The following is a 26,121-nucleotide window of genomic DNA, read 5'->3' on the forward strand; positions in this document are numbered from 1 at the left end:
CAAGGGGGAAACACCATGTACCTGACACCGCAGCATATCTTGCTGGCCGGGGCTTCCGGCCTCACGGGCGAACACCTGCTCGACCGCCTGCTCAACGAACCCACCGTGACCCGCGTGCTGGCACCCAGCCGCAAACCATTGGCTGAACATCCACGCCTGGAAAACCCGGTGGGCGACCCGGCGGTGTTCCTGCCGCAACTGAGCGGCCGCGTGGATATCGCCTTCTGCTGCCTGGGCACCACGATCAAAAAGGCCGGCTCGGAAGCTGCGTTCCGTGCGGTCGACCTGGACATGGTGGTGGCTTTCGCCAAGCGCGCACGGGAACTGGGCGCGCGGCATCTGATCGTGATCAGCGCAATTGGCGCCGACCCGAAATCCTCGGTGTTCTACAACCGCGTCAAGGGGGAAATGGAACTGGCGCTCCGAGCGCAAGACTGGCCGCAGTTGACCATCGTACGTCCGTCGCTGCTGCTGGGCGAACGACTGGAACCGCGCCTGGCCGAGCAGTTAGCCGGGCCTTTGTCACGGCTTATTCCGGGCAAGTACCACGGTATTGAAGTCTGCGAACTGGCCCGCGCCATGTGGCGCCTGGCGCTGGAAGAACAGGATGGCGTGCGGGTGGTGGAGTCGGACGAGTTGCGCAAGCTCGGCAAGTAATGATGCGGGGCTGGTACTGGCCTCATCGCAGCATCGGTATCTAAATAACGCGGTAGCGCTCAACGCTAACCACGATGCGAAGCGAGCCGCTCTTGATCTGCTTTTGATCTCAGGCGCCCCGTTAAACCACGCTGGCCGGAATTCGACAGGGATTTGGGGGGTAAACCGGCAGGGATGCCGGTTTAGCCGCCCCGCGCCATGGATGGCGCGTGGCGGCGGCCCCCCAAATCACTGGCGGATTACGGGCACACCGAGCCTAGGCGAGGTGCCGAGTGGTGGGGCAAGAGCCCTTTGGTTACTTTGGGGCTTTTCCAAAGTGACCCGCCGTCAGGGCGGAACCCTAAGCGGCCGTTACCGCAGCAATGGATATGCACACAATCCAACTGTGTTGACTGCCAGGCCGCCTTCGCGAGCAAGCCCGCTCCCACATTTGGATCGCCGGGCGTCAGGTAGATATGCGCTGGCCGCCGGGGCCGGCCCAGGCAGCCACTGCCTTACAGCCCGCCCGTGGCGTTGAAGCCAACCCCCAGCACCGTCAACACCGACAGTGGCAACAACAAGGTATCGAGCAACGCACTGGCCGGCAGGTCGAGCTGGGGATAGCTCGGGGCCTCGGCGCCAAAGCGGTCCTTGGCGCAGCAGCCACCATTGATCGCGTACAGATCCAGCCGCGTGCCGGCATACACCACCGGTGCGCCCGGTTGCGCCGCATCCAGCGTGCGCGCCGTGGCGCAGCCGGTAAGTTGCAGCGCCATCAACAGCAGCAGCGCTTTATTCATCGCCGCCCAGATGGTGCTCACCCCAACGCGGCAGCATGTCCTGGGGAATGTTCAACAGGTTGAGAATGCGCGCCACCACAAAGTCCACCAGGTCATCGATGGTCTGCGGCTGGTGATAGAAGCCAGGCGACGCGGGCAGAATGGTCACGCCCATGTTCGACAACTTGAGCATGTGCTCCAGGTGAATGCTCGAATACGGCGCTTCGCGCGGCACCAGGATCAATTGGCGGCGCTCCTTCAAGGTCACGTCCGCCGCCCGTTCGATCAGGTTGTTGCAGGCGCCCGTGGCAATCGCCGACAAGGTACCGGTGGAGCATGGCACCACCACCATGGCCGCCGGCGCACCGGAGCCCGAAGCTACCGGCGACATCCAGTCTTCTTTGCCGTAGACCTTGATCTGCCCCGCCGCCGCACCGGTGTACTCGGTGAGGAACGCCTGCATCATCTGCACTTTGGAAGGCAGCGCGACATCGGTCTCGGTCGCCAACACCAACTGCGCCGCCTTGGAGATCAGAAAATGCACCTCACGGTCTTCACGCACCAGGCAATCGAGCAGGCGCAGGCCGTAAGGCGCACCAGACGCGCCGGTCATCGCCAGGGTAATGCGCTCCGGCCCGCTCATTTCAACGCCTCGGCCAACTTGCCGTGCAGGCCGCCGAAGCCGCCGTTGCTCATGACCACCACGTGGGTGCCGGGCTGGGCCAAGGACTTCACCTGCTCAATGATGCCTTCCAGCGAATCGCAAACCTTCGAAGGTATGGTGCACAGCGCAGCAATGCCCGGCAAATCCCAGCCGAGGTTGGCTGGCGCATACCACACCACCTGGTCGGCATCGTTGACGCTTTCAGGCAGGCCATCACGGTGTGCGCCGAGCTTCATGGAGTTGGAACGCGGTTCGACGATGGCGATGATCTGCGCATCGCCCACGCGCTTGCGCAGGCCATCCAGGGTGGTGGCAATGGCGGTTGGGTGGTGGGCAAAGTCGTCGTAAATGGTAATCCCATTCACGTCGGCGACTTTCTCCATGCGCCGCTTCACACTCTTGAACGCGCTCAAGGCGGCGATGCCCATGGCCGGCACCACGCCGACATGCCGAGCGGCAGCCAGGCTCACCAAGGCGTTGGCCACGTTGTGCTGGCCAGTCATGCCCCAGTCGACGATGCCTTGGGCCTGGCCTTCGAACAGCACTTCAAACCGCGAACCGTCGTCGCTGAGCAACCTGGCCTGCCACTGCCCACCCGCGCCGGTGGTTTGCACCGGGGTCCAGCAGCCCATGTCGATCACACGCTGCAACGCAGGCTCGGTGGTGGGATGAATGACCAGGCCTTCGCTGGGAATGGTGCGCACCAAGTGATGGAACTGCCGCTCAATCGCCGGCAGATCGGGGAAGATATCCGCGTGATCAAACTCAAGATTGTTGAGGATCGCCGTGCGCGGGCGGTAGTGGACGAACTTGGAGCGCTTGTCGAAAAAGGCGCTGTCGTACTCATCGGCCTCGATCACAAAAAACGGTGTCTGGCCCAGGCGCGCCGACACCGAGAAGTTCTGCGGCACACCGCCAATCAGGAAGCCCGGGCTCATGCCCGCATGTTCCAGCACCCAGGCCAGCATGCTGCTGGTGGTGGTCTTGCCGTGAGTACCCGCCACTGCCAGGACCCAACGGCCTTGCAGCACATGGTCGGCCAGCCACTGGGGGCCGGAGACGTAAGGCAAGCCATTGTTGAGTACGTATTCCACCGCCGGGTTGCCGCGCGACATGGCGTTGCCGATGACGACCAGGTCCGGCACCGGGTCGAATTGCGCAGGGTCGTAACCTTGGGTCAGCTCAATCCCTTGCGCCTCTAGCTGCGTGCTCATGGGTGGATAAACATTGGCATCGGAGCCTGTTACGTGATGGCCCAGCTCTTTGGCCAGAACCGCCATCGAACCCATGAACGTACCGCAGATACCCAGAATATGAATGTGCATAGTCGACCTCGTAAACATCGAGGCAGGTTAGCGTAGGGTGGGAAAGTTCGCACGCATTAGCTGAGGGCGAAACGCCCGCCGGTAGGATCCGGCGGGCAAAAGGAATGACTTAAACCGTGGTGCGCGTGTTGTTAAGCTCAGCGCCTTTCAAGGTCATGATTCGGTCAGCGGTTTTTTTCAAGGCATGGTACCGACGCTCGATCACGCCTAAGCGGCCACCGGTACCAGGGGACGTTTGTGACTCGATGTAAGGTTTGAAAATCAGCTCGTGGTCCTCGGCCAGTTGTTTCATATGGGTTTCTGAAACGTCCAGTAACTGCTCAAGGTTACTCATGCGTGCCCCACGCTCCTTGGGCCAGGCGTCGCCCATGACAAGCCGGTCTCCGGTGTTTCCCGCCAGCGTGATGATGAGATTGGCAAACTCCAGCATCACCTTTTCTACGCGATCCAAATGGCGTGTGGCCCCAGGCGCAGGCTCATCGGGTGTGGATGGCGTAACGACTGGCGGCGCTGGCTTCTGACCGGCCTGCACACCGCCAGGCAAATGCGGTGGCGGTGGCGTTACCGGCGACGGTACGTATTGGCCCTTGATCGCTTCCCCCGCAGCCACGGACCCGGCATAGGCGCCCACATTGATCGGCGCGCTGACCATGCCATTGATGCCTGCGTTGATGAACGCGTCCTTGACCATCTTGCCGGTAGAGGGCGATGTAGAAATAACGCCCGCCTTGACCAGCCTGTCGGCATCCAACAGCCGCTGAGTGACATCGGCCACACTGACCTTGGGCGATTCCGCCGGTTTCACAGCGGTGGTGCCACCGAGAGGGGGCGTCTGAGGCCCCTTGGTCAGCGCGTCCTTGAGCTTACTGGCCGTCGACTGGCCTGAACTGCCCGCGGTCACGCTGGTGCCAGAGGTGTCGTGGGTTGTCGTCGGTTTTTTCCCTCCCGTCGTGGTTTGGGGCCGGGTAGGCGTGGGACTGACCGGGGCAGGCGGTACCCTGGGCGACGGCGGGGGAGACACCGGCGGCGTGGGCCTGGACCCTCCCCCGAACCGCCGCCCGAAGATTCCACGCCTGATGCGCACCTTCGGCGTTTGATCAGCCTGCGGCTCAGACAACTGCGTGCCAGGCTCATGCTCAAGGGGGTGCATCGGTTCGCCCCAGCCCGCCATCAAGGGCTGCGGTGCAGGCGTGGGCGTAACATCAAGTTGAACAGGGAGTTGTGGCACAGGAGTCGTTATTGGACTTGTAATATTCATGTGTTGTCACCCTAGAAGTTTCAAACAACGGTGTTTAAGGGCAAGTGATGCTCTGCCCTTATTCCATCAGTGCTTAAAACAGCGCACCACGTTCCGGGACGACGTGAGTGCGTAGAGCGATAAAAAACCTTAAATCACGTGGGACAAAAAACGAGCAGTCCGCAATAACTGAGTTATTCCGACAACTGTCGCGCCCCTAATGCATAACCTCCCGTGAAATCCCATGTTTGCGTAACTTGCGGTACAGCGTATTGCGACTGACGCCCAGCTGTTCAGCCACATGGCTCATATGCCAGCGCTGCTGCGCCAACGCATCGAGTAATGCCTGACGCTCGGCGCTCTCCAGCGGCGAGGCGCACGGCGCATCCAGCCTCTGCCCTTGGGGCCGCGCCTGTCGAATCAGCGCCGGCAAGTCCTCAAGCCCGACTCGCCCGCCCTCACAAAGCGCCACTATTGTGCGCAACACCGTACGCAACTGCCGCAGGTTGCCGGGCCAATGGAATGCCAACAAGGCTTGGCGCGCAGGCTCGTCGAGCATCACCTGCTCGGTGCCCGCCTCTTGGGCCAGGAGGAAGTCCAACAGTTGCGACTTGTCAGTGCGTTCGCGCAACGGCGGCAGGGCAACTTCCAAGCCGTTCAGGCGGTAATACAGGTCTTCGCGAAAGCTGCCATCGGCCACACGCTCCAGCAAATTGCGGTGCGTGGCGCTGATGATGCGCACGTTCACGGCTTGGGGTTCACCACCGATAGGCACCACCAGGCGGTCTTCCAGCACCCTTAACAGGCGGGTTTGCAGCGCCAGGGGCATGTCGCCGATTTCATCGAGAAACAGCGTGCCGCCATCGGCCTGTTGCAGCTTGCCGCGCATACCCTCTTTAAGGGCGCCAGTAAAACTGCCGGCGCGATAGCCAAACAATTCGCTCTCGATCAGGTTTTCTGGAATCGCCGCACAGTTCAGCGCGACAAAGGCCTTGTCGCCCCGCTGGCTAGTCTGGTGCACGGCCTTGGCGAAGGCTTCTTTACCGCAGCCGGTTTCGCCGTTGATCAGTAAGGGCACGTCGCGCTCGAACACTCGCGAGGCCTTGCGCAGCTCATTTTGCAACGCCGGGTCGCCCAGGCAGATACCCAAAGGCCGTGGCGCCTGCGGCTTGATGATAGGGGCGGGCACACTGCGCGGCTGGCCTCGCAACGCTGCAAACAGAGGCCGACCCTCGCGGGTGCGCAATGGCCAACTGGCCGTGGCATTTGCGCTGGCGCGCCCCAGCAACTGATCCAGGGAACAGTCGAAAAACGCTTCCACCGGCTGGCCCACCAAACCGCCGCGCAACTGCCCCAACAGGTTCAGGGCGCTCTGGTTGACCGCACAAATGCGCCCTTCGCCATCGAACGCCAGCAAGCCCTCGCTGAACAACCCGACCGACTCGGCCTGCAGGTGAAAACGCAACAGCCAGTGATGTTCGAAGTGACGCAGGAAGTAGCAACTTTCGATCATCTTGGCCGACAGGTTCACCAGCGCCATGGTGTGGAACTGGCTCTGGCGCGACACGGCTTCGCGGGCCGAGGACACATCCAGCACCGCCAGCAATTCACCATGAGGGTCGAACACTGGGCTGGCCGAACAGGTCAGCCCGGTATGGCGGCCGCGAAAGTGTTCGTCACGGTGGATCGTCAACGACTGCCGTTCCACCAGGCAGGTGCCGATACCGTTGGTGCCTTCGCAGGCTTCGCTCCAGTCAGCGCCCAGCCATAAGCCGGCGCGCTCGAAGATCTTGCGCTCCGACGGCGCGGTGACACAGTTGAGGATCACCCCGCGTGCATCGGTGAGCAGCACCGCGTGACCGGCGCCGGAGAGTTGCTGGTGCAGGCTGTTCATTTCGCTGCCGGCAATGTGCAGCACTTGGCGCAGGCGTTCGCGACTTTCCAGCAGGCGCCCGTGTTCGAGCACAGTGGGCGCGATGGTCAGCGCCGGGTCGAGGTGGTAGTCCTCCACACAGCGCAGCCAGGAGCGGGCGATGGACGGGTCGCTGCCAGGCCCCTGGGAAAGCTCTTGGCCCCGGGTGACGGTCAAGACTTGCTGGGCATGGCGACTGAAATGATCGTTATGCATGTTCTTATTATTCTCCCTGCGTGAGAACGCCCAGCATCCCCCAGCCATCCGGCCATTGCAATCCCGGCCCGACCCACCGGTCACAGGCTGTACCGTTTGTGGCACAAACTGTCACCTGGCCTGTATCACCCCTGTCACGGCAACGCCTTGCAACAACGCCCAACCCCTTGATTTTGCGGGCCCGCACAGCAGTGGCCCAACCTTTGCTCTACGCTTTATAACGCGCTTGCCGCGCTGTACTCCAATAAACATAAAAGCAGGAGATGCCCACCATGCGTTATGCACACCCCGGTACTGAAGGCGCCATCGTTTCGTTCAAGGCCAAGTACGGCAACTACATCGGCGGCGAATTCGTGGCGCCGGTCGATGGCAACTACTTCTCCAACACCTCGCCGGTCAACGGCAAGCCGATTGCCGACTTCCCGCGCCCCACCGCCAAAGACATCGACAAGGCGCTGGACGCCGCTCACGCAGCCGCCGATGCCTGGGGCAAAACCTCAGCCCAGGACCGCTCGCTGGTGCTGCTGAAAATCGCCGACCGCATCGAGCAAAACCTCGAACTGCTGGCCATCACCGAAACCTGGGACAACGGCAAGGCCGTGCGCGAAACCCTAAACGCCGACATCCCCCTGGCCGCCGACCACTTCCGCTACTTCGCCGGCTGCATCCGCGCGCAGGAAGGCAGCAGCGCGGAAATCAACGAACTTACCGCCGCCTATCACTTCCACGAGCCGCTGGGCGTGGTCGGTCAGATCATCCCGTGGAACTTCCCGCTGCTGATGGCCGCGTGGAAACTCGCGCCAGCCCTGGCCGCCGGCAACTGCGTGGTGCTCAAACCCGCCGAGCAAACGCCGCTGGGCATCAGTGTGCTGATGGAACTGATTGGCGACCTGCTGCCGCCAGGCGTACTGAACGTGGTGCACGGTTTTGGCAAAGAAGCCGGCGAAGCCCTCGCCACCAGCAAGCGCATTGCCAAGATCGCCTTTACCGGCTCAACGCCTGTGGGCTCGCACATCATGCATGCGGCGGCCGAGAACATCATTCCGTCCACGGTTGAGCTGGGCGGCAAGTCGCCGAACATCTTCTTCGCCGACATCATGAAAGCCGAACCTCAATTCATCGAAAAAGCCGCCGAAGGCCTGGTGCTGGCGTTCTTCAACCAGGGTGAAGTGTGCACCTGCCCTTCCCGTGCACTGGTGGAAGAGTCGATCTACGACGACTTCATGAAAGTGGTGATGAAAAAGGTCGAGTCGATCAAGCGTGGCGACCCGCTGGACACCGACACCATGGTCGGCGCCCAGGCGTCCGAGCAGCAGTTCGACAAGATCCTGTCCTACCTGGAAATCGCCAAGGGCGAAGGCGCGCAACTGCTCACCGGCGGCAAGGTCGAGAAGCTCACGGGCGACCTGGCCACCGGTTATTACATCCAGCCGACCCTGCTCAAGGGCACCAACGACATGCGTGTGTTCCAGGAAGAAATCTTCGGCCCGGTGGTGAGCATCACCACCTTCAAGGACGAAGCCGAAGCCCTGGCGATTGCCAACGACACCGAGTTCGGCCTGGGCGCTGGCCTGTGGACCCGCGACATCAACCGCGCCTACCGCATGGGCCGGGCGATCAAGGCCGGCCGTGTATGGACCAACTGCTACCACCTGTACCCGGCGCATGCCGCGTTTGGCGGTTACAAGAAGTCTGGCGTAGGCCGTGAAACCCACAAGATGATGTTGGATCACTACCAGCAGACCAAGAACTTGCTGGTGAGCTACGACATTAATCCGCTGGGTTTTTTCTAACCCCACAGAAGCAACAACCGTCACTGTAGGAGCGAGCTTGCTCGCGAAGAACGTTAACGATAACGCGAGTAGCCTGACTCCCCCGAGGCGCTCGCAAGTTTTTCGCGAGCAAGCTCGCTCCTACATTACCCGGCGGCAACCTGTCGGGATCAAAACAATAAGAATGGAAGGTACTTCCCATGCCTAGCGAACCCACTGGTTCTTCTGTCGACTTTGAAAAAGTCGGCACCGATTACTTTCAACAACGCGAACTGAAAAAAGGCGCCGCCGGCTGGGTACTACTGGTTGGCCTGGGCGTCGCCTATGTTATTTCCGGAGACTACGCCGGCTGGAACTTCGGCTTGGCCCAGGGCGGCTGGGGCGGCATGTTCCTCGCTACTTTGCTGATGGCCACCATGTACCTGTGCATGTGCTTTTCCCTGGCCGAGTTGTCTTCCATGATCCCCACTGCTGGCGGTGGCTACGGTTTTGCCCGCAGCGCCTTCGGCCCTTGGGGCGGGTTCCTCACCGGCACTGCCATCCTTATCGAATACGCCATCGCGCCCGCCGCCATCGCGGTGTTTATCGGCGCCTATTGCGAGTCGTTGTTCGGCATTGGCGGCTGGATGATCTACTTGGCGTTCTACATCATCTTTATCGGCATCCACATTTTTGGTGTGGGTGAAGCCTTGAAGTTGATGTTCGTGATCACCGCCGTCGCCGCGATCGCCCTGGGCGTGTTCCTGGTGTCGATGGTGCCGCACTTCAACGTCGCCAATCTGCTCGATATACCCGTGACCGAGGCCAAGGGCGCCAGCAGCTTCCTGCCGTTCGGCTACGTCGGCGTGTGGGCCGCGATCCCTTATGCCATCTGGTTTTTCCTGGCGGTGGAAGGTGTGCCGCTGGCCGCTGAAGAAACCAAGAACCCCAAGCGCGACCTGCCGCGCGGGCTGATTGGCGCCATTGTGGTGCTGACCAGTTTTGCCCTGTTGATCCTGGTGATCGCGCCGGGCGGTGCGGGGACTTACGCGCTGATCAAATCCGGCAACCCGCTGGTTGAAGCTTTGGCGTTGTCCTACGGCGGTTCCACCTGGATGGGCAGCTTCGTCAACCTGGTCGGCCTGGCCGGTTTGATCGCGAGCTTTTTCTCGATCATCTACGCCTATTCGCGGCAGATCTTTGCCCTGTCCCGTGCCGGTTACCTGCCGCGCAAATTGTCCGAGACCAACAAGAGCAAGGCGCCGGTATTGGCGCTGGTGATCCCCGGGATTATCGGCTTTGGCCTGTCGCTGACCGGCCAGGGTGACTTGCTGATCCTGGTGGCGGTGTTTGGCGCCACGATTTCCTACGTATTGATGATGGCCGCCCACATCACCCTGCGCATCCGTCGCCCTAAAATGGAGCGGCCATACCGCACGCCCGGTGGCATCTTCACCTCGGGCGTGGCGCTGGTGCTGGCCTGCGTGGCCGTGGTGGCGGGCTTTCTGGTGGACCCACGCGTGGTGATTGGCGCGGCGATCATCTATGGAGTATTAATTGCTTACTTTGCTTTCTACAGCCGGCATCACTTGGTAGCAGGCACGCCGGAAGAGGAATTCGCGGCGATCCAGGCCGCAGAGGCCGCCCTGCACTAACTGCCGAAAACCTCGACGCGGCGCCTTGCCCGCAGCAGGCCCGCGTCATCAAGGAGACACTGTATGGCAAGCTTTTCCCACGCGGTAGGTGCTCAAACCTACCGCTTCGACAGCCTCAAGGACGTGATGGCCAAGGCCAGCCCCGCACGCTCCGGGGACTTCCTCGCCGGTGTCGCCGCGCAGAATGACGGTGAGCGTGTGGCGGCGCAGATGGCGCTGGCAAATATCCCGCTCAAGCACTTCCTGCAAGAAGCATTGATTCCTTATGAAAGCGATGAAGTCACCCGGCTGATCATCGACACCCACGATAAACAGGCGTTTGCAGCGGTCAGCCACCTCACCGTCGGCGGCCTGCGCGACTGGCTGCTCAGCGACGCGGCCGATGAACAGGCCCTACGCGCCTTGGCGCCGGGGCTGACACCAGAAATGGCCGCGGCGGTGTCCAAGATCATGCGCGTGCAAGACCTGGTGCTGGTGGCGCAGAAGATCCGCGTAGTCACCCAGTTTCGCGGCACCCTGGGCCTGCGCGGGCGCTTGTCCACGCGCTTGCAGCCCAACCACCCTACCGACGAACCCGCCGGCATCGCCGCGAGCATTCTCGACGGCCTGCTGTACGGCAACGGCGACGCCATGATCGGCATCAACCCGGCCACCGACAGCATCGCCTCGATCTGCGCCATGCTGGAGATGCTCGACGCGATCATCCAGCGCTACGAAATCCCCACCCAGGCCTGCGTGCTGACCCACGTCACCACCTCCATCGAAGCGATCAACCGCGGCGTACCGCTGGACCTGGTGTTTCAGTCGATTGCCGGCACCGAAGCGGCCAATGCCAGTTTCGGGATCAACCTGAACGTGCTGCAGGAAGGTTATGACGCGGGCTTGAGCCTCAAGCGCGGCACCCTGGGCCAGAACCTGATGTATTTCGAAACCGGCCAGGGCAGCGCCTTGTCGGCCAATGCGCACTTTGGCGTCGACCAGCAAACCTGTGAAACCCGAGCCTACGCCGTGGCCCGGCACTTCAAGCCGTTTCTGGTGAACACCGTGGTCGGCTTTATCGGCCCGGAGTACCTGTACAACGGCAAGCAGATTATCCGCGCCGGCCTTGAAGACCACTTCTGCGGCAAGCTGCTCGGCGTGCCCATGGGGTGCGACATCTGCTACACCAACCACGCCGAAGCCGACCAGGACGACATGGACACCCTGCTGACCCTGCTCGGCGTGGCGGGCATCAACTTCATCATGGGGATCCCCGGTTCCGATGACATCATGCTCAACTACCAGACCACCTCGTTCCACGACGCCCTGTACGCCCGGCAAACATTGGGTTTAAAACCGGCGCCGGAGTTCGAGCAGTGGCTGGCGAAAATGGGCATCTTCACGCAGGCTGATGGCAAGGTGCACTTCGGCAACAGCCTGCCACCGGCCTTCCGCCACGCCTTGGCGCAATTGGGATGAAGGAGCCGACTGTGCAACCAGAATTGCCTGACAACCCGTGGCTGGAACTGCGCCGCCTCACCCCGGCGCGTATTGCCCTGGGCCGCACCGGTACCAGCCTTCCCACCAGCGCCCAACTGGACTTCCAGTTTGCCCACGCCCAGGCGCGGGACGCGGTGCACCTGCCCTTCGATCACACCGGCCTCAGCCGCCAATTGGCCGAACGTGGCCGAGACAGCCTGTTGTTGCACAGCGCCGCCACGGACCGGCACATCTACCTGCAACGCCCGGACCTGGGGCGACGCCTGAGCGATGAGTCGGCGCAAACGCTGCGCGACTACGCTTCGGCCCAGCCTGGTGGGGTGGACTTGGCCATCGTGGTAGCCGATGGCCTGTCGGCACTGGCGGTGCATAAACACACCGCGCCTTTTCTGGCGCGCCTGGAAGAACAGACCCACGCCGAAGGCTGGTCCTTGTCACCGGTGATCCTGGTGGAGCAAGGCCGCGTGGCGGTGGCAGACGAGATCGGCCAACTACTCGGTGCCAAGATGGTGGTGATCCTCATCGGCGAACGCCCAGGGCTCAGCTCGCCGGACAGCCTGGGCCTGTATTTCACCTACAACCCCAAGGTCGGCCTCACCGATGCCTATCGCAACTGCATCTCCAATGTGCGGCTCGAAGGCTTGAGCTACGGCATGGCGGCCCATCGCCTGCTGTACTTGATGCGAGAGGCGTGTCGCCGGCAGTTGTCGGGGGTCAATCTCAAGGATGAGGCGCAGGTTCAGACCCTCGAATCCGACGACCCGGACCTGATGAAGGGCAATTTCCTGCTCAGCCCGGCGGATGACCGATAGCGGCACGATTGCGCTTTTTGGCGTCATTAGGCAGCATCGAGTCACGGCCGCTCGTGTGGTCATACCCATTTGGAAGTTGAGGCCTGGCATGCGGATTACTCAAGCGACCCTGGAACACCTGGACCTGTTGACCCCGTTGTTCGTCAAATACCGCGAGTTCTACGGGGCCTTGCCGTTCCCGGACTCGTCACGGGCCTTTTTGGAAAAGCGCCTGCGGCGCAAGGAATCGGTGATCTACCTGGCCCTGGCCGACGATGACGACAAGCGGCTGCTGGGGTTTTGCCAGCTGTACCCGAGTTTTTCCTCGCTGTCGCTCAAGCGGGTGTGGATCCTCAACGACATCTATGTGGCCGAGGATGCGCGCCGGCAACTGGTGGCTGACAACTTGATGCGCACGGCCAAGAAAATGGCCAAGGACACCCACGCGGTGCGGTTGCGGGTATCGACCAGCAGCGATAACGACGTGGCGCAGAAGACCTACGAGTCGATTGGGTTTCGCGAAGACACCGAATTTAAAAACTACGTGTTGCCGATCAACGAAGACTGAAAACCGGTAAGCCAGACACCGCCATTTCCTTGTGGGAGCTGGCTTGCCTGCGATGGCGGAGGGTCAGCCAATACTGTATCGGCTGACCCTGTGGCGAGGGAGCTTGCTCCCGTGACGGCCCGACAGCCGACACTTATCTACCTGACGCGACGCAGTCCAAATGTGGGAGCTGGCTTGCCTGCGAAGACGGCCTGACAGCCAACACAGTTGGATTGTGTACATATCCATTGCTGCGGTAACGGCCACCTAGGGTTCCGCCCTGACGGCGGCTCACTTTCGAAAAGCGCGAAAGTAAGCAAAGCGCTCTTGCCCCACCACTCGGCACCTCGCCCAGGCTCGGTGTGCCCGTAATCCGTCAGTGATTTGGGGGGCCGCCGCCACGCGCCATCCATGGCGCGGGGCGGCTAAACCGGCATCCCTGCCGGTTTACCCCCCAAATCCCTGTCGAATTCCGGCCAGCGTGGTTTAACGGGGCGCCTAAGATCAAAAGCAGATCAAGATCAAGAGCGGCTCGCTTCGCATCGTGGTTACCTTTGGCGCTACAGAGTGGCGTTAATACCTATGGCCATCGCAGGCAAGCCAGCTCCCACACTTCATCCGGCGACTCAGGCGAAGCCCAACCCCTTCACAATTTCGCGACACTCCCCGCTACAAAAGCCACACGCTTTTCACCTCTCAATCCGTATAATGCCGACCTTTCAGGGTTGTAAGAACCGCGACAATTACTTGTAGCCTTATTGCCTGAGCTTCCGCACAAGCCCGCTGAGCCGGGCTATTCACACAGGTGCCATCCATGGATTTCAACCCGCTCGACCTTATCCTGCATCTCGACGTCTACCTCGACATGCTGGTAACCAATTACGGTCCGTGGATCTACGCCATTCTGTTCCTGGTGATTTTTTGCGAAACCGGCCTGGTGGTCATGCCCTTCCTGCCGGGCGACTCCTTGCTGTTTATCGCCGGTGCCGTAGCGGCCGGCGGCGGTATGGACCCCGTCTTGCTGGCCGGCCTGCTGATGCTGGCGGCCATCCTCGGCGACAGCACCAACTATGTGATCGGACGAACGGCGGGCGAGCGCTTGTTCAGCAACCCGAACTCGAAAATCTTCCGCCGCGACTACCTGCAAAAAACCCACGACTTCTACGACAAGCACGGCGGCAAGACCGTGACCCTGGCGCGCTTCCTGCCGATCCTGCGTACCTTCGCGCCGTTCGTCGCGGGCGTGGCCAAGATGCCGTACCCGCGCTTCTTCGGCTTCAGCGTACTGGGCACCATCCTGTGGGTCGGCGGCCTGGTGACCTTGGGTTACTTCTTCGGCAACGTGCCTTTTATCAAGAAGAACCTGTCGCTGCTGGTGGTGTTCATCATCCTGCTGTCCCTGGTGCCGATGATTATTGGCGTGGTGCGCAGCCGCTTTGGCCGCACGTCCTCCGAAGCCAACCCGCACTGACCGCCCGTGTGGTCCTTCAGCGCCTGGCGTCGCCGGCGCCTGCTGGCCAAGCACCCGATTGCCGATGACACCTGGCAACGGGTGCGCCACCATCTGACCTTCCTCGACGGCATCACGCCGGAGCAAGACCAGTGGCTGCGCGAAGCCTGCGTGGTGTTCCTCAGTGAAAAACACCTCACCGCCCTGCCCGGCGTCGAACTGCACCAGGAACAACGCCTGTTGCTCGCCGCCCAGGCGCAACTGCCGCTGATGAACCTGGGCGACCTCGACTGGTACCAGGGCTTCCATGAAATCGTGCTGTACCCCGACGACTTCCTCAGCCCACAACGCCATCGCGATGCCAGCGGCGTCGAACACGAGTGGGACGGCGAACACAGCGGCGAAGCCTGGCAACAAGGCCCGGTGATCCTCGCCTGGCCCGGCGTGCTCGCCAGCGGCCAATGGGAAGGCTACAACCTGGTCATCCACGAACTGGCGCACAAACTGGACATGCTCAACGGCGACGCCAACGGCCTGCCGCCCCTGCACCACGACATGCGCGTGCAAGACTGGGCCAGCGTCATGCAAGGCGCCTTCGATGACCTCAACCGCCAGTTGGACGCCAACCCGGACGCCGAGACCGAGATAGACCCTTACGCTGCGGAAAACCCGGCGGAGTTCTTCGCCGTCACCAGTGAATATTTCTTCAGCGCCCCGGATTTACTGCTCAATAGTTATCCACAGGTGTACGCCCAACTCAGCCGCTTTTATCGCCAGGATCCCCTGGCCCGCCTAGCCCAACTGCAAGCCAGCGACCCGCGCTACTCGCCACAGGGCGAATGACCGTACGACGCTTGGCGCATGGCATCGGCGTCAGAATATGCCTATAATCGCCGCCACTTTTAGGCCAATCCGGCCATGTCATATGGCCAACTAACGGGGGCAACGCCCAATGAGCTACAGCAAGATTCCGGCTGGCAAAGACCTGCCGAACGACATCTACGTCGCCATCGAAATTCCGGCCAACCACGCGCCGATCAAATACGAAATCGACAAAGACAGCGACTGCCTGTTCGTTGACCGTTTCATGGCCACCCCGATGTTCTACCCGGCCAACTACGGTTTCATCCCCAACACCCTGGCTGACGACGGTGACCCCCTCGACGTGCTGGTGGTGACCCCTTACCCGGTCACCCCAGGCTCGGTTATCCGCGCGCGCCCAGTTGGCATCCTGAACATGACCGACGACGGCGGCGGCGATGCCAAAGTCATCGCAGTACCACACGACAAGCTGTCCCAGCTGTACGTGGACGTGAAGGAATACACCGACCTGCCGCCACTGCTGCTGGAACAGATCAAGCACTTCTTCGAGAACTACAAAGACCTCGAAAAAGGCAAGTGGGTGAAGATCGACGGTTGGGGCAACGCAGACGCTGCCCGCGCCGAGATCATGAAGTCGGTTGCCGCCTACAAAGGCTGATACCCGCGCCTTATTGCCACAGCAATTAAAAAGCCCCGTTAATTCGGGGCTTTTTTATGGGCCGAATTAAACATCAAGTTCAATGTTTATTTGCAGCGTTTAACTAAGTTGCACACCTGAAAGATCCAGCCACAACTAAGCCAAATCCTACAACCGCAAATCAACGCATGGTTTATTTGATTAGACTTTCCGGCCAGTAAACTCTGCGTTTATGAATACATCAGGTGATCGTTTAAAAGCGCTACTACGGGAAGTTCATCTTTCCGCCTCCGACTTCGCCAAGAACCGCGGCGTCACGCCTCAGCACGTGAACAATTGGTTCAAACGCGGCGTCCCCATGGGCCGACTCAACGAGATCGCAGAGTTGCTGTGCGTCTCAAGCCGCTGGTTAAGCGACGGCAAAGGCCCCAAACACCCGCCCGCCAACTACCTGTTGGAAGGCCCCACCGCAAGGATTGCAACCGCCCGCGAAGACACAGGCAAATACCTCACAGGCCCCGCCTGCCGCCCGGAAAAAACCGACGTGGAGATCCCTCTCCACCCCACCTTCACCTCAACCGAACGCATCCGCGTCAACCTGCACAGCCTGGAAACACTCAACGTCAACCCCGACCGCGCGATAGGCGCCTACATGGTCGACAACAGCATGATCGACATCATCCAACAAGGCGCTACCCTCGCCATCGACCGAGGCCGCACCCAAATCATCGACGGTGAAATCTACGCCGTCGAACACGACGGTATGCTGCGCATCAAATACCTCTACAACCGCCCTGGCGGCGGCCTGCGCATGCGCAGCCACAACGCCAGCGAACACCCGGACGAATACCTCAACCACGAAGAACGCTTCGAGCAGAGCTTCAAGATCGTCGGCTGGGTATTCTGGTGGTCCACCCTCAACAACCGCCGCCCACCGGTCCCCCTGGATGAACACCTACTGGGCTGGGAAGGCTCTAAATCGGAACCGGAGGTGGGCAACTGAAGTGAATGTGGGTATCATGCGCCGCACATTTGGCAGGGGTCGCTTTTAGCTGATTCCCTGCCGGCGAAGCGGAGGAGTTCCCGCGGATGCCCCTACTATTCAGCCCGACGCCATGTGGGCTGAGCGATTTGAAGGCTGGTGAGGTTTGTCAAAAACAAGCTGAGGCAGTCCCCGAGAAGCCGGCCACAAGCCGGTTTTTTTTATGCCCGAAATAATCCTACCGAATCCGAAACCTAAGCTGGTAGCCTAGATAAATAAAGGGCTACAGCCACTTACCCAACCAACCGAGTCCAATGCAATACAACCCCATCCGATGACTAAGTGGGGGGACAAGTGGGGGGACAAGCAGAAATGGCATTGCGGCGGAGGACACTATGGGCAAGCTAAATCCGAAACAGGTCGAGAACCTGACAGAACCTGGCACCTACGAAGATGGAGATGGGCTTCGCCTGGTCGTCAAACACACAGGGCGCAAGTCTTGGCTACTGCGCTTCCAGCTCGCTGGTCGCCGCCGGGAAATGGGTTTAGGTTCGTATCCAGAGATCAGCCTCAAGAGCGCCCGACTCGAAGCAAGCACCAAACGCCGCCAGCTGATAGATGGTATCGACCCACTTGCCGCCCGAGATCAGGAACGTGAAGCCCTACGCGAGGCTCAGCGAGCCCAAGAGGCAAAACAGCTCAAGTTTGAAGTTCTGGCAACAGATTACTGGATAGCCCACGGCGGGAGCTGGTCTGCGCAGTGGCGTAAAGGCTGGATGCGCAAGCTAGAGCTCTATGCATTCCCCCACATCAGCAAGCTGGCTGCCGAGCAGATCGACACAGCGCATATTCTCAAGGTTCTGCAGCCCATCTGGACCACCAAAACCCGGACAGCTGACGAGGTACGCGGACAGATCGAACAAATTCTGGATGCAGCAAAAGCGCGCGGACTTCGTGACGGAGAAAACCCTGCACGGTGGCGTGGCCACCTGGACAACTTACTCAGCCGGGCAGAAAAGAAAAAAGCTCGAAAGCGCGAGCACTTTCCCGCAATGCCGTGGCAAGACGTACCAAAGCTAATGCATCAATTGAAAGCGAACATGACAGCGCCATCTCTTGCCGCACAATTGCTGATCATGACAGCCGCTCGCGCACACATGGTGCGATTCGCACGCTGGGATGAGTTTGATTTTGAAGCTCGTACGTGGTCACTTCCCGACGAGCGCATGAAAATGCGCGTCGCCTTCGTCATACCACTTGCTAACCAGGTCATTGATTGCCTGCGAGATATTCAACGTATTGAAGGCAGTCAGTTCTTATTCCCTGGCCAAGGTAAAAGCGGCGTAATGCATGTAAATGCGATCCGCACCCTACTGCATGACATGGGATATAAATCTATTACGCGACATGGTTTCCGCTCATCATTTCGCGACTGGGCTGGTGAATGCACACACTACCCGCGTGAAATTTGTGAAATGGCACTTGCACATGACGAACGAGATCAAACCGAAGGGGCATACTCCAGATCTGACTATTTAGAAAAGCGCAGAGAACTAATGGAAGATTGGGCGAAATATCTAACCACAAAACCATTATAACCCCTAGAAAACACAGTGATCCCAAAATAAAACTTCATAAAAGACAAGAAACGCCAGTCAGACAACAGAGTATTTAGTAACCGCAACACCAAGGCAGAGGCCCTTTTTTCTGAAAGGCGAACAAAGGCCCCTAACGTTCTGGTAAAACCGGCGCAAGAATAATAACTGAGTACTCCTACAAAATAAGACGAAATACGCCTCAGCAATACAGAAGAAAATAAAACCAGAAGAACTTATCAAAGGCATAGCCAAACCAATGAAACACCCCTCCTAAAATTTTACTTTATCAACCCCCTTGCAACCTTGTTTTCACTTATAAAATCCCAGATAAACAGTTGCAAATCCTTATCCACGAAAAAATCACCCAGGCCCAGGGTTGAAATCTCGCCTTGCACAGCACCAGCTATCTTTCCAGCTATCACATCTACCCGATCTGATTTCCGATATAATTTCTTATCCTCAAGAACTTTAAGGATGGCGGACTCTATGCTTTTAACCTGACCTACCTTAATTTGATCAGACTTGATACGATCAGCTTTATCATGGCCTCGCCAACGCCCACTCCCACCCTTGATAGCACGACGCCTTATCTCTAACGAACTACTACCGTAAATATTTTCGAGCGCAACTAAAAACCCCAGAACACGCCTACACTCCTTAACATGATTAGCATATTCTGCATTATATAAATCAAGACTGGAAAGCGCCAAGCTAACGTGTATCGCTTGAATGAGATCCGCCTCTCGGGCCGCACTCCTACCAGGCTTACTTGCTCGACCGAACAAATCATTCAAATATAAAACTAAATCTTCCTGCTCCTTCATAGTTGATATAGCTGAACTAATTATCGACTTAATATATTCAGAGTAAAGCCCATCACCACCATAGCACGTTGAATCTCTACCAAGCACATAACGCACGCGATCGCAGAGACTATCAAATTTCTCAAGCAATTTTTTTTGCTTTCCATCAAACGACTCTTCAGCAATTTTACGCCTTCGATTTCGGATCCATCTATCCAGAACTCCGAACGACGCAGAGTCAGATAAAAGCACTTCATGGTCTTCCAACTTAAACACAAGTTCCCAAGCAGTTTTTAGTGAGACCCACTGAAGACCTACAGCCTCTATATCACCACTCAAATAATGCATTATAAAATTAACGAGCGAGCCACCCTTAATAAAAACTATACCATCATAGCCCTCAATTAATTTGGTGCTCAAACCAAATTCCTTATCCAAACATGATTGCACAAGCAGATCTGGCCGGATATCTGAGTCACGTGGCCATCTTAAAAATAAACCCTCACCCGTATTAGCATTCTCGCGCACCAAAACCTCAAAGGAGTCATTGGTAATTAATGCTCCGTAATAGCTCGCATCCGGCACATCAAACGTCATAAGCCCATCCATTCAACCGTAGACCCAGCCTCCCACCGCATCCGGACCCTTGAGGCCAATCACAGGGCCGGTTTCTTTCATATTCCGAGAATAGAAGGGCCTACACAAGACCGCTACAGCTGCGACAGCTGTCGCAGCTGTAGCGGGAATTAGGTGCGGAGGAGAGTCATTTTTTACGAACGGGTCTGACTGAAAGAAGCTTTAAGTATCTGATTTTTAGAAGTAATGGCATTTCAGACCACCCCTAGTCGTGACATGCAGGCTGCAAAACCCTCATCACACACAGGAAAATTAATCAACAAAACAGCTTGCAGGTAAAAAAAAACCGCTAAGCAGAAACCGTGAACTGGGTCCAGCACAGGCATAGCATCGCCTCACCAAATCGGAGGCAAAAAAATGGCTGACAAACACGCATTAGAGGCAATGGCAGTTAAAAAGCATAAAAGCACCCTTCATCAAGGTGAGCGTTATACAAACACGCACAACTCGGTATCTGAGCAGCACCTAAATCAAACGAAAACGCATAAAGAGGAACTATCAAAATCTAAAATAATTCGATTAAGCCAACTTACTGAGATGCTATCGATCTCTCGCTCCTGCATTTACGACTGGCTAAATCCAAGCTCACCACGGCATGACCCATCCTTTCCAAAACAAGTTCGGCTATCCGGGCGAAGCAGCGGAGGAGCAGTCGGCTGGCGATTGGAATCAATCATGGCATGGCTCGACAGTCGCGACTGACTATCAATAAATTCAATACATGAAGCCTTGAAAAACACCGCAAATAGAACTTTATAGAGACACAGACATGAACCAAGAAACCACAAATAAAACAATCCTCTCAGCACTTGATAAGTTCCCCCTACTGAAAGAATTTATTATTGAAGTAGCCGAAACAACACAAGCTCCGCTTGAGCTAGCCCTAGCTTCGGCCCTTTCAACAATTTCAATGCTATGCCAGCCATTAATAGATGTAAAACGACCAGGAAATATGATCGGACCAGTTTCACTTTTGATCATTAGCATTGCAAGCTCTGGCGAGAGAAAGTCAACAATCGAGAGTATGTTTCTAGGGTGTATTCGAGAATATGTAAAGAATGCATTAATCACACACCAGAAAGAACTACTCGCCTGGAGTATTAAATTGGAAGTTTGGGAGGCGCGAAAGCGGAAAATCATCAAAGACATGAGCAATACGCCTCAAACTGAACCAGAATACCAATTACATGAAAGTGAGCTACTAAGCCATCAAGAACTGAAACCTGAACGACCACGGGCATTCAACCCGTTTTACGAAGACGCCACTACAGCAGCCCTTATAAAGGGCATGCGACTTGACATGCCTTGGGCAGCACTGATGTCTAGCGAAGGGATTTCGGTTTTAAAAGGCGTATTCAATGACTTCGGCAAGATTAATGCATTATGGACCGGAAGCACTATAGACGTATCACGAGCAACAGTAGAAGGCTGTTCACTACATGATGCGCGATTGACTTTAGGGATTATGATTCAGCTCGAAGTACTAAAAGAGTATCTAGAGGGCAAGGGGGATCTTGCTCGCTCTGTTGGATTACTATCTCGCGCCTTAGTTTTTCATCCAGAATCGACTCAGGGGACGCGCTTCATAAAGAACAAAACCATCAACAACGCAGTTATCGCAAAATATAACGAGCGGGTGCACAACCTGCTTGAAAAATGCATGCACCGCCTACGCAATACCTCCGAAGAAAAGAAAACTATAAGCTTATCAACCAGTGCAGCTGCGTACTGGACTGAATCATACAACAAGATAGAGTCAGAACTGCAAGTAGGTGGCACTTATGAAAGATCTAAGGATCATGCATCTAAGCTTAGCGAGAATATTGCTCGCGTAGCTGCACTTTTACGTTACTTCGAATTCGGCGAAGGGCTTATCACCCTAGAAGAGCTTCAAGCGGCAGAAAAAATTGTTCTCGAATGCTCCAAAACCTTTCGAAATGAATTTACATTTATGCCCAAGATCATCAGTGATTCAGAAATTTTATTCGCCTGGATTCAATCTAACTGTAAAAACTCGAATATATTTAACTGGGTTGATAAAAACGACATCCTCCGAAAAGGCCCATCAAAGTTTCGAGCAGTTTCGAAACTCAACCCCACATTAGACTGCTTAGTAGCCTCAGGAAAAATAATTGTGAATGATAAAGTCAGACCAGTCCGAATTGAAATAAATCGAAGCTTTTTATAATCCAGTACTTTACCACCGGCCTTGCGCCGGTGTTTTTTACTTGTAATACGATTCAGATTACCGACCAATCCTCACTTTCCCCATGTATGCCGCCAGCCTCCTTTTTCTGCTCACCCTGGGACAGTTGGCTAGTTGAAATGAAATGTTCATGGCCGCCTTTCTCGAAAACGAGCTCACCAACTGGCTTAACGCGCATAGCACCTCCCATATCAAAGCGAGGGCTATAAACGAGCTGCTTAGCAGGCACTTCTAGGTTGAGCGCAAGAGTCCGATGACGACCTGGCGGAATGAGCACATTCAGACTGCGGCTACCGGAAATATGTCGGTGTCTGCAATGACGGAAAATCGGGATAGGAAAGTCGTTTCAATTTGCTGACAAGCTTATCCCTGACCAGGAGCAAGCAATGCGGCTCCTGACCAGGGACACCCAACAACTGCTAAGTATCTGGCACCTAATGGATATTGCTTACCAGACGCCTGACAGCATGCAAGAAGTTATCAAATGCGCGGTAGTCGCTTGGATTGATGTCCTTGGATGAGCTGTATCTTCTCATTCTCGCCCCACCACCAATGCGTCTCTGTACCTCGCAGCATATGTTCCGGCCGAAAATCGCCATTCAATGAACGCACGCTCGGCACCAATCACGTCAATAGGGCTGCTGTAGTGGTACCCCTTCTGCCCGGCAGTGTTCTGAAAGAAGCGTCCCAACGGATCGACCATGATGTACGACTCACTCATGTCGTCGTTGTCCTCGACGCACATCACCTCTCGAAGTGCGTCATGGCGAGCGACGAAGGCGAGAAAGTCTTCGGAGGAAACGGCCAGATCACTGGTTACTACCTGCAGCATGCGTAACACTTTCCATCGGTCTGGCATAAGCGCATGCATGATCGGCGTCATATCTTCTTGGTGGTTCAGTGCATTGACCACTGTATTAACCTTCAATCGCAGAGCCGAATTCTGCGTCTTTGCGCGGACCAGCACTTCGGAGAGCGAGTCCACGTCCAGCAAAGAGCCACGACTATCGATGCGGCCAATGCCAATGTTCCTGGATGGATCCGCTGAGTCCAGACTCAGTCCGAGCATGGAAACCAGCGGTGCGAGTCGGTCAATCAAATCGTTAGTGAGCCGGCTACCATTGGTGATAATGGACGCACCCATCCCCTTACTTCTCGCATATTCCAGTGCCCGAAGCAGAGCATCGTGATACAGCAGCGGCTCTCCACCGGCCAGATTCAAACGAATGCTGGACCATGTCATGTGCTGACTGAGCGGATTGGCATCGTTCTCCGGATGAAAGAATGCCTGCAGTTCATCGAGCAAATTACGGACGCGAGTCCAGTCATGCAGCAACTCCCTGCCGGCACCATCCCATTTCGCATAGCAGTAGCGGCACTTGTAGTTACAAGCCTCGGTGATGTGCCAGTTGATAACTAATTCGGAAACGTGAGGACGCATAGCCCCCTCTCCACTTCGGAGATACACCATGATTCAGCTCCTGGTGAAAGAGGGTTAGGCGTCGAGATGGGCGACGTAGCAAAGCCGGAATCCGACCTTGACGCCCTTGTAGCTCATCGTCATATGAACAGGGCAGAGATTGCGCTCAATGGAGCCACCAACAATAGATTGACCGGTTGCTACAGAGGCAATCGGCGCTGCGCCATGCTGGTAGTCAGACAGCCACTCACCGAAACCCGGTACAGTGAGGAACGGGACTCCTTCGTCGTTGTCGAGCCATTTCAGGTTCGATCCGTAGCGCATGGAGCCATCAGGCCGATGGCAATGCGAGGAGTTACCACCCAGCCTGCCATCCCCACCGACAATGCCCCAGCCCAACTGTTCATAAATAGGATCGTCAGGCATCTCTCCCTTTTTCACGGTCAGCAGGCGCGAAGATCGCACATGGCTAAAGTCCATCGGCGACGGCGCGAGCTGTCGCCACTCATCGATGGTCATCAGCCGGACGGGAAGCCCCGTGCGTACCTCATAGTCACGGCAATAGGCGACCGCATCCAGCCAGGTCACGCTCGCCGGAAGATCGCTCGAATCCATGTTGATAGAGCTCAGGTCGTCAATCTTATTTTCGCGGGTCTTGCGGGCTTTCTCCTGCCTGATCTGCCCCCAGTTCGTCCTGCTGCAGAAATCAAAAAAGTCTGCGATGGTCACGAGGGGAGACACCATCAAGCAGCTCTCACCGAGCCGGTGCGGGATAAAGCGATCAGATACGGCCCCGGTTGCCGGGCGGGGAGACCGATAGCCCAGGCTGGCAATGAGCTCACGCTGAATCAGCTTCGCATAACCAGGCCAATTGGCTGCCGTTCCACCTTCGGCGTAATGACGCGATTCTGCATCGTGCTCCAGCTTTTCCGCCCAAGTGCCGGTTGCAAAGTACAAATGCCCGTCCAGCTTGCTCCGGTCCATAGCCTTGGGGACTTCGTCCTTATTAAAGAACGGGTAAAGCGGGTTGGAGGAAAACTCCTTGTCGCGCTGATCACGAACAACCCAGTCAAAAGCGCCGTTAGCACCTTTCAGGAATATAAGGTTGGCATTTCCTGGAACTGGTAATACGTCCACCCAGCCATCATCGGAGCCTTCAATTTCTTTACGGAACAGCCGGAACAGCTGCAGCTCAAACGCCAGATCTTCTTCGGACATGTTGTAACTGCGCATCACCGGCTTACCCACTGCCGGCTCCATCAGATTGCTGCCCATCATGTTGTACATGCAGCCGATGAACTCACTTACCGCGTTGAGCATCAACATCCGGCCGGTCATATCGAGGTAGTCGAGACCGCAGCCATCCTGCATGTACTCTGCACGCATGAGGATTTTGTCCTCATGCTGCTCACAAAAAGCGTATCGCTGCTGGTCTGTCCAAAATGTGCGGCCAGCTACTTGGTCAAAATCCAGACGACCGTACGCGCGCGGAGCGAACAGGCAAGAACCCACCCCGGTAAAGATCCGCTTGGGCAGTGCCAGACCGGAGTTGAACAACCGATCGGCAACCTGCTGCGCCGCTAGAGCACCAACCATTCTTGGCGAATACGACCACTTAATGAGATCAGTCGGCACCGACATTCCGTGCTCGCACAGAAAGTCGGCAACCCTCTGCTGCTCGACCTCGCGCCAGTGGGTATAGGACTGCGCACCGAGGGTGCGGGCAAGTGCGTCCTGTAGCGCAACCGATTTGACGGAGCGCGCAATCTGCTTTGGAATGGGCCGCGACCAACGACTGCGCAGCTCGTCTACAGCACCACGGATGTGGTCGTGATGAAGGCCTTCGATTCGCATGGACCAGAAGCGATCAGAACCCCCGCCTTCGGTGTTCGACTTCTCAGTCAGGACATGGACGTCACGCGATGCACGCAACAAATCAGGCATATTCATAGCTCTCTCCAATAAAGCCACGGCAACAAAGTACCGTGCTGCCTCAGGCAACAGGTAATGGTCAGCAGGGATTTGGAGAGAGAGGGCAAGGCCCTTTGAGCTGATCAACTGAGGAGGCAACTGCTCAGCCGTGGTTGCTCAGGCACCACACGCACTTGGCGATATGGAGATCATATTATCGAATATGGCCTCAGTACAAGGCCTCGATTGCTGGCGATTCGATTCCAATAAATCTCAGCCACACATAACTGCAATGACATCACCACCAAGAAGGTTCGTCCCATGTCATTGCAGTGTCCTCGCTGTCACTCACCCAAAATTGCTTCATTCCATCAAGCCATGAAAGTTGGCGCGGCCATCGGCACAGTAGGCGGTGTCGCGCGTGGCGTCAGCGCTGCACTGGCCGGCGGCCAAGCTGGTGCGCTAGTTGGCACTATCGCTGGACCTTTCGGCATCACGCTCGGCTATGTATCAGGTGCCATCCTCGGTGGCCTGGCCGGCGGGGTTGGTGGTTGCGCGCTCGGCGCACAGCTGGGCGATACGCTCGACCGCCACGTATTGGCCCACAACCTCTGCTTGCTCTGCGGTCATCGCTTCAACCTGCCGGCCTGATCTGGCCGCACCA

Annotated in this window: 23 protein-coding genes; 15 read left to right on the forward strand and 8 right to left on the reverse strand. The window is 57.4% G+C overall.

What is annotated here, in order from left to right; all coding sequences use genetic code 11:
* Positions 1-15 precede the first annotated feature (15 nt).
* Positions 16-657, forward strand: coding sequence for an oxidoreductase (locus tag MF6394_RS25020; protein ID WP_014720096.1), 642 nt, complete (start codon positions 16-18; stop codon positions 655-657).
* Between the two features lie 494 nt (positions 658-1,151).
* On the opposite strand, the gene MF6394_RS25030 is transcribed toward MF6394_RS25020, so the two are convergent.
* The 4 genes from MF6394_RS25030 to MF6394_RS34350 form a co-directional block, all read right to left on the reverse strand.
* Positions 1,152-1,436: a YceK/YidQ family lipoprotein gene (locus MF6394_RS25030; RefSeq protein ID WP_047712257.1), complete on the reverse strand. Its 285-nt coding sequence runs from the start codon at positions 1,434-1,436 to the stop codon at positions 1,152-1,154.
* Positions 1,429-2,058, reverse strand: a complete 630-nt coding sequence (gene ubiX, locus MF6394_RS25035) for a flavin prenyltransferase UbiX (RefSeq protein ID WP_032895136.1) — start codon at positions 2,056-2,058, stop codon at positions 1,429-1,431. Before ubiX ends, MF6394_RS25030 begins: the two co-directional genes overlap by 8 nt.
* Entirely contained in the window at positions 2,055-3,404 is a 1,350-nt protein-coding gene (mpl, locus tag MF6394_RS25040; protein WP_044268996.1) for a UDP-N-acetylmuramate:L-alanyl-gamma-D-glutamyl-meso-diaminopimelate ligase, read from the reverse strand. The genes ubiX and mpl overlap by 4 nt, the downstream gene beginning before the upstream one ends.
* A 109-nt stretch (positions 3,405-3,513) precedes the next feature.
* Complete coding sequence (locus MF6394_RS34350; RefSeq protein WP_238597315.1) at positions 3,514-4,305, reverse strand: hypothetical protein; 792 nt, start codon at positions 4,303-4,305, stop codon at positions 3,514-3,516.
* Positions 4,306-4,318: 13 nt separating this feature from the next.
* Between MF6394_RS34350 and MF6394_RS34720 the strand changes: the two genes are divergently transcribed.
* On the forward strand, positions 4,319-4,501 hold the full coding sequence (locus tag MF6394_RS34720) for a hypothetical protein (protein ID WP_125970747.1): 183 nt from the start codon (positions 4,319-4,321) through the stop codon (positions 4,499-4,501).
* A 357-nt stretch (positions 4,502-4,858) separates the two neighbouring features.
* Here the strand turns inward: MF6394_RS34720 and MF6394_RS25050 are convergent, their stop codons facing one another.
* Positions 4,859-6,769 (reverse strand): sigma-54-dependent Fis family transcriptional regulator, encoded by a 1,911-nt coding sequence (locus MF6394_RS25050; protein WP_044268997.1) that lies wholly within the window; start codon positions 6,767-6,769, stop codon positions 4,859-4,861.
* Positions 6,770-7,041: 272 nt separating this feature from the next.
* Here MF6394_RS25050 and exaC point away from each other — a divergent pair, with 272 nt between their 5' ends.
* The 10 genes from exaC (at position 7,042) to MF6394_RS25110 (ending at position 18,481) form a co-directional block, all read left to right on the forward strand.
* Positions 7,042-8,562 carry an acetaldehyde dehydrogenase ExaC gene (gene exaC / locus MF6394_RS25055; protein ID WP_078467772.1) on the forward strand — a complete coding sequence of 507 codons (1,521 nt, stop codon included), beginning with the start codon at positions 7,042-7,044 and terminating at the stop codon, positions 8,560-8,562.
* Between the two features lie 179 nt (positions 8,563-8,741).
* The gene (gene eat, locus MF6394_RS25060) at positions 8,742-10,175 is read left to right on the forward strand and encodes an ethanolamine permease (RefSeq protein WP_003194515.1); all 1,434 of its coding nucleotides are present in this window, start codon (positions 8,742-8,744) and stop codon (positions 10,173-10,175) included.
* A gap of 63 nt (positions 10,176-10,238) precedes the next feature.
* Positions 10,239-11,633 carry an ethanolamine ammonia-lyase subunit EutB gene (locus MF6394_RS25065; protein ID WP_003194516.1) on the forward strand — a complete coding sequence of 465 codons (1,395 nt, stop codon included), beginning with the start codon at positions 10,239-10,241 and terminating at the stop codon, positions 11,631-11,633.
* Positions 11,630-12,466, forward strand: a complete 837-nt coding sequence (gene eutC / locus MF6394_RS25070) for an ethanolamine ammonia-lyase subunit EutC (protein WP_069558879.1) — start codon at positions 11,630-11,632, stop codon at positions 12,464-12,466. The genes MF6394_RS25065 and eutC overlap by 4 nt, the downstream gene beginning before the upstream one ends.
* A gap of 88 nt (positions 12,467-12,554) precedes the next feature.
* Positions 12,555-13,013 carry a GNAT family N-acetyltransferase gene (locus MF6394_RS25075; protein ID WP_014720105.1) on the forward strand — a complete coding sequence of 153 codons (459 nt, stop codon included), beginning with the start codon at positions 12,555-12,557 and terminating at the stop codon, positions 13,011-13,013.
* A 793-nt stretch (positions 13,014-13,806) separates the two neighbouring features.
* Positions 13,807-14,463 (forward strand): DedA family protein, encoded by a 657-nt coding sequence (locus tag MF6394_RS25085; RefSeq protein WP_003194521.1) that lies wholly within the window; start codon positions 13,807-13,809, stop codon positions 14,461-14,463.
* Positions 14,464-14,469: 6 nt separating this feature from the next.
* A complete protein-coding gene (locus MF6394_RS25090) occupies positions 14,470-15,285 on the forward strand; it encodes a zinc-dependent peptidase (protein ID WP_044269004.1) in 816 nt (271 codons plus the stop codon).
* A 109-nt stretch (positions 15,286-15,394) separates the two neighbouring features.
* Positions 15,395-15,922, forward strand: coding sequence for an inorganic diphosphatase (gene ppa, locus MF6394_RS25095; protein ID WP_003176323.1), 528 nt, complete (start codon positions 15,395-15,397; stop codon positions 15,920-15,922).
* Positions 15,923-16,133: 211 nt separating this feature from the next.
* Positions 16,134-16,904 carry a LexA family transcriptional regulator gene (locus tag MF6394_RS25100; RefSeq protein ID WP_044269006.1) on the forward strand — a complete coding sequence of 257 codons (771 nt, stop codon included), beginning with the start codon at positions 16,134-16,136 and terminating at the stop codon, positions 16,902-16,904.
* Between the two features lie 374 nt (positions 16,905-17,278).
* Positions 17,279-18,481: a tyrosine-type recombinase/integrase gene (locus MF6394_RS25110; RefSeq protein ID WP_078467774.1), complete on the forward strand. Its 1,203-nt coding sequence runs from the start codon at positions 17,279-17,281 to the stop codon at positions 18,479-18,481.
* Positions 18,482-18,759: 278 nt separating this feature from the next.
* On the opposite strand, the gene MF6394_RS25115 is transcribed toward MF6394_RS25110, so the two are convergent.
* Positions 18,760-19,881: a hypothetical protein gene (locus tag MF6394_RS25115; RefSeq protein ID WP_078467775.1), complete on the reverse strand. Its 1,122-nt coding sequence runs from the start codon at positions 19,879-19,881 to the stop codon at positions 18,760-18,762.
* Positions 19,882-20,277: 396 nt separating this feature from the next.
* Between MF6394_RS25115 and MF6394_RS25120 the strand changes: the two genes are divergently transcribed.
* A complete protein-coding gene (locus MF6394_RS25120; protein WP_233100597.1) occupies positions 20,278-20,622 on the forward strand; it encodes a helix-turn-helix transcriptional regulator in 345 nt (114 codons plus the stop codon).
* 67 nt (positions 20,623-20,689) lie between these two features.
* Positions 20,690-22,108, forward strand: coding sequence for a YfjI family protein (locus MF6394_RS25125; RefSeq protein ID WP_078467776.1), 1,419 nt, complete (start codon positions 20,690-20,692; stop codon positions 22,106-22,108).
* Positions 22,109-22,658: 550 nt separating this feature from the next.
* On the opposite strand, the gene MF6394_RS25130 is transcribed toward MF6394_RS25125, so the two are convergent.
* Positions 22,659-23,567: a viperin family antiviral radical SAM protein gene (locus MF6394_RS25130; RefSeq protein WP_078467803.1), complete on the reverse strand. Its 909-nt coding sequence runs from the start codon at positions 23,565-23,567 to the stop codon at positions 22,659-22,661.
* 54 nt (positions 23,568-23,621) lie between these two features.
* Positions 23,622-25,496, reverse strand: a complete 1,875-nt coding sequence (locus tag MF6394_RS25135; RefSeq protein ID WP_078467777.1) for an SUMF1/EgtB/PvdO family nonheme iron enzyme — start codon at positions 25,494-25,496, stop codon at positions 23,622-23,624.
* 282 nt (positions 25,497-25,778) lie between these two features.
* On the opposite strand from MF6394_RS25135, the gene MF6394_RS34730 reads away from it, so the two are divergent.
* Positions 25,779-26,108 carry a hypothetical protein gene (locus tag MF6394_RS34730; protein ID WP_078467778.1) on the forward strand — a complete coding sequence of 110 codons (330 nt, stop codon included), beginning with the start codon at positions 25,779-25,781 and terminating at the stop codon, positions 26,106-26,108.
* Positions 26,109-26,121: the final 13 nt, after the last annotated feature.

The organism is Pseudomonas sp. MF6394, assembly GCF_002018845.1.
In the GTDB taxonomy this organism is placed as follows: domain Bacteria; phylum Pseudomonadota; class Gammaproteobacteria; order Pseudomonadales; family Pseudomonadaceae; genus Aquipseudomonas; species Aquipseudomonas lactis.

Bases quoted from the DNA above. Each gene is read 5' to 3' on its own strand.
- MF6394_RS25100 (WP_044269006.1), top strand. From the start codon at position 16,134: ATGAATACATCAGGTGATCGTTTAAAAGCGCTACTACGGGAAGTTCAT.
- MF6394_RS25115 (WP_078467775.1), bottom strand. From the start codon at position 19,881: ATGACGTTTGATGTGCCGGATGCGAGCTATTACGGAGCATTAATTACC.
- eutC (WP_069558879.1), top strand. From the start codon at position 11,630: ATGAAGGAGCCGACTGTGCAACCAGAATTGCCTGACAACCCGTGGCTG.
- MF6394_RS25125 (WP_078467776.1), top strand. From the start codon at position 20,690: ATGAACCAAGAAACCACAAATAAAACAATCCTCTCAGCACTTGATAAG.
- MF6394_RS25075 (WP_014720105.1), top strand. From the start codon at position 12,555: ATGCGGATTACTCAAGCGACCCTGGAACACCTGGACCTGTTGACCCCG.
- mpl (WP_044268996.1), bottom strand. From the start codon at position 3,404: ATGCACATTCATATTCTGGGTATCTGCGGTACGTTCATGGGTTCGATG.
- MF6394_RS25110 (WP_078467774.1), top strand. From the start codon at position 17,279: ATGGGCAAGCTAAATCCGAAACAGGTCGAGAACCTGACAGAACCTGGC.
- MF6394_RS25135 (WP_078467777.1), bottom strand. From the start codon at position 25,496: ATGAATATGCCTGATTTGTTGCGTGCATCGCGTGACGTCCATGTCCTG.
- exaC (WP_078467772.1), top strand. From the start codon at position 7,042: ATGCGTTATGCACACCCCGGTACTGAAGGCGCCATCGTTTCGTTCAAG.
- MF6394_RS25120 (WP_233100597.1), top strand. From the start codon at position 20,278: ATGGCTGACAAACACGCATTAGAGGCAATGGCAGTTAAAAAGCATAAA.
- ppa (WP_003176323.1), top strand. From the start codon at position 15,395: ATGAGCTACAGCAAGATTCCGGCTGGCAAAGACCTGCCGAACGACATC.
- eat (WP_003194515.1), top strand. From the start codon at position 8,742: ATGCCTAGCGAACCCACTGGTTCTTCTGTCGACTTTGAAAAAGTCGGC.
- MF6394_RS25065 (WP_003194516.1), top strand. From the start codon at position 10,239: ATGGCAAGCTTTTCCCACGCGGTAGGTGCTCAAACCTACCGCTTCGAC.
- MF6394_RS25030 (WP_047712257.1), bottom strand. From the start codon at position 1,436: ATGAATAAAGCGCTGCTGCTGTTGATGGCGCTGCAACTTACCGGCTGC.
- ubiX (WP_032895136.1), bottom strand. From the start codon at position 2,058: ATGAGCGGGCCGGAGCGCATTACCCTGGCGATGACCGGCGCGTCTGGT.
- MF6394_RS25050 (WP_044268997.1), bottom strand. From the start codon at position 6,769: ATGCATAACGATCATTTCAGTCGCCATGCCCAGCAAGTCTTGACCGTC.
- MF6394_RS25020 (WP_014720096.1), top strand. From the start codon at position 16: ATGTACCTGACACCGCAGCATATCTTGCTGGCCGGGGCTTCCGGCCTC.
- MF6394_RS34730 (WP_078467778.1), top strand. From the start codon at position 25,779: ATGTCATTGCAGTGTCCTCGCTGTCACTCACCCAAAATTGCTTCATTC.
- MF6394_RS25085 (WP_003194521.1), top strand. From the start codon at position 13,807: ATGGATTTCAACCCGCTCGACCTTATCCTGCATCTCGACGTCTACCTC.
- MF6394_RS25130 (WP_078467803.1), bottom strand. From the start codon at position 23,567: ATGCGTCCTCACGTTTCCGAATTAGTTATCAACTGGCACATCACCGAG.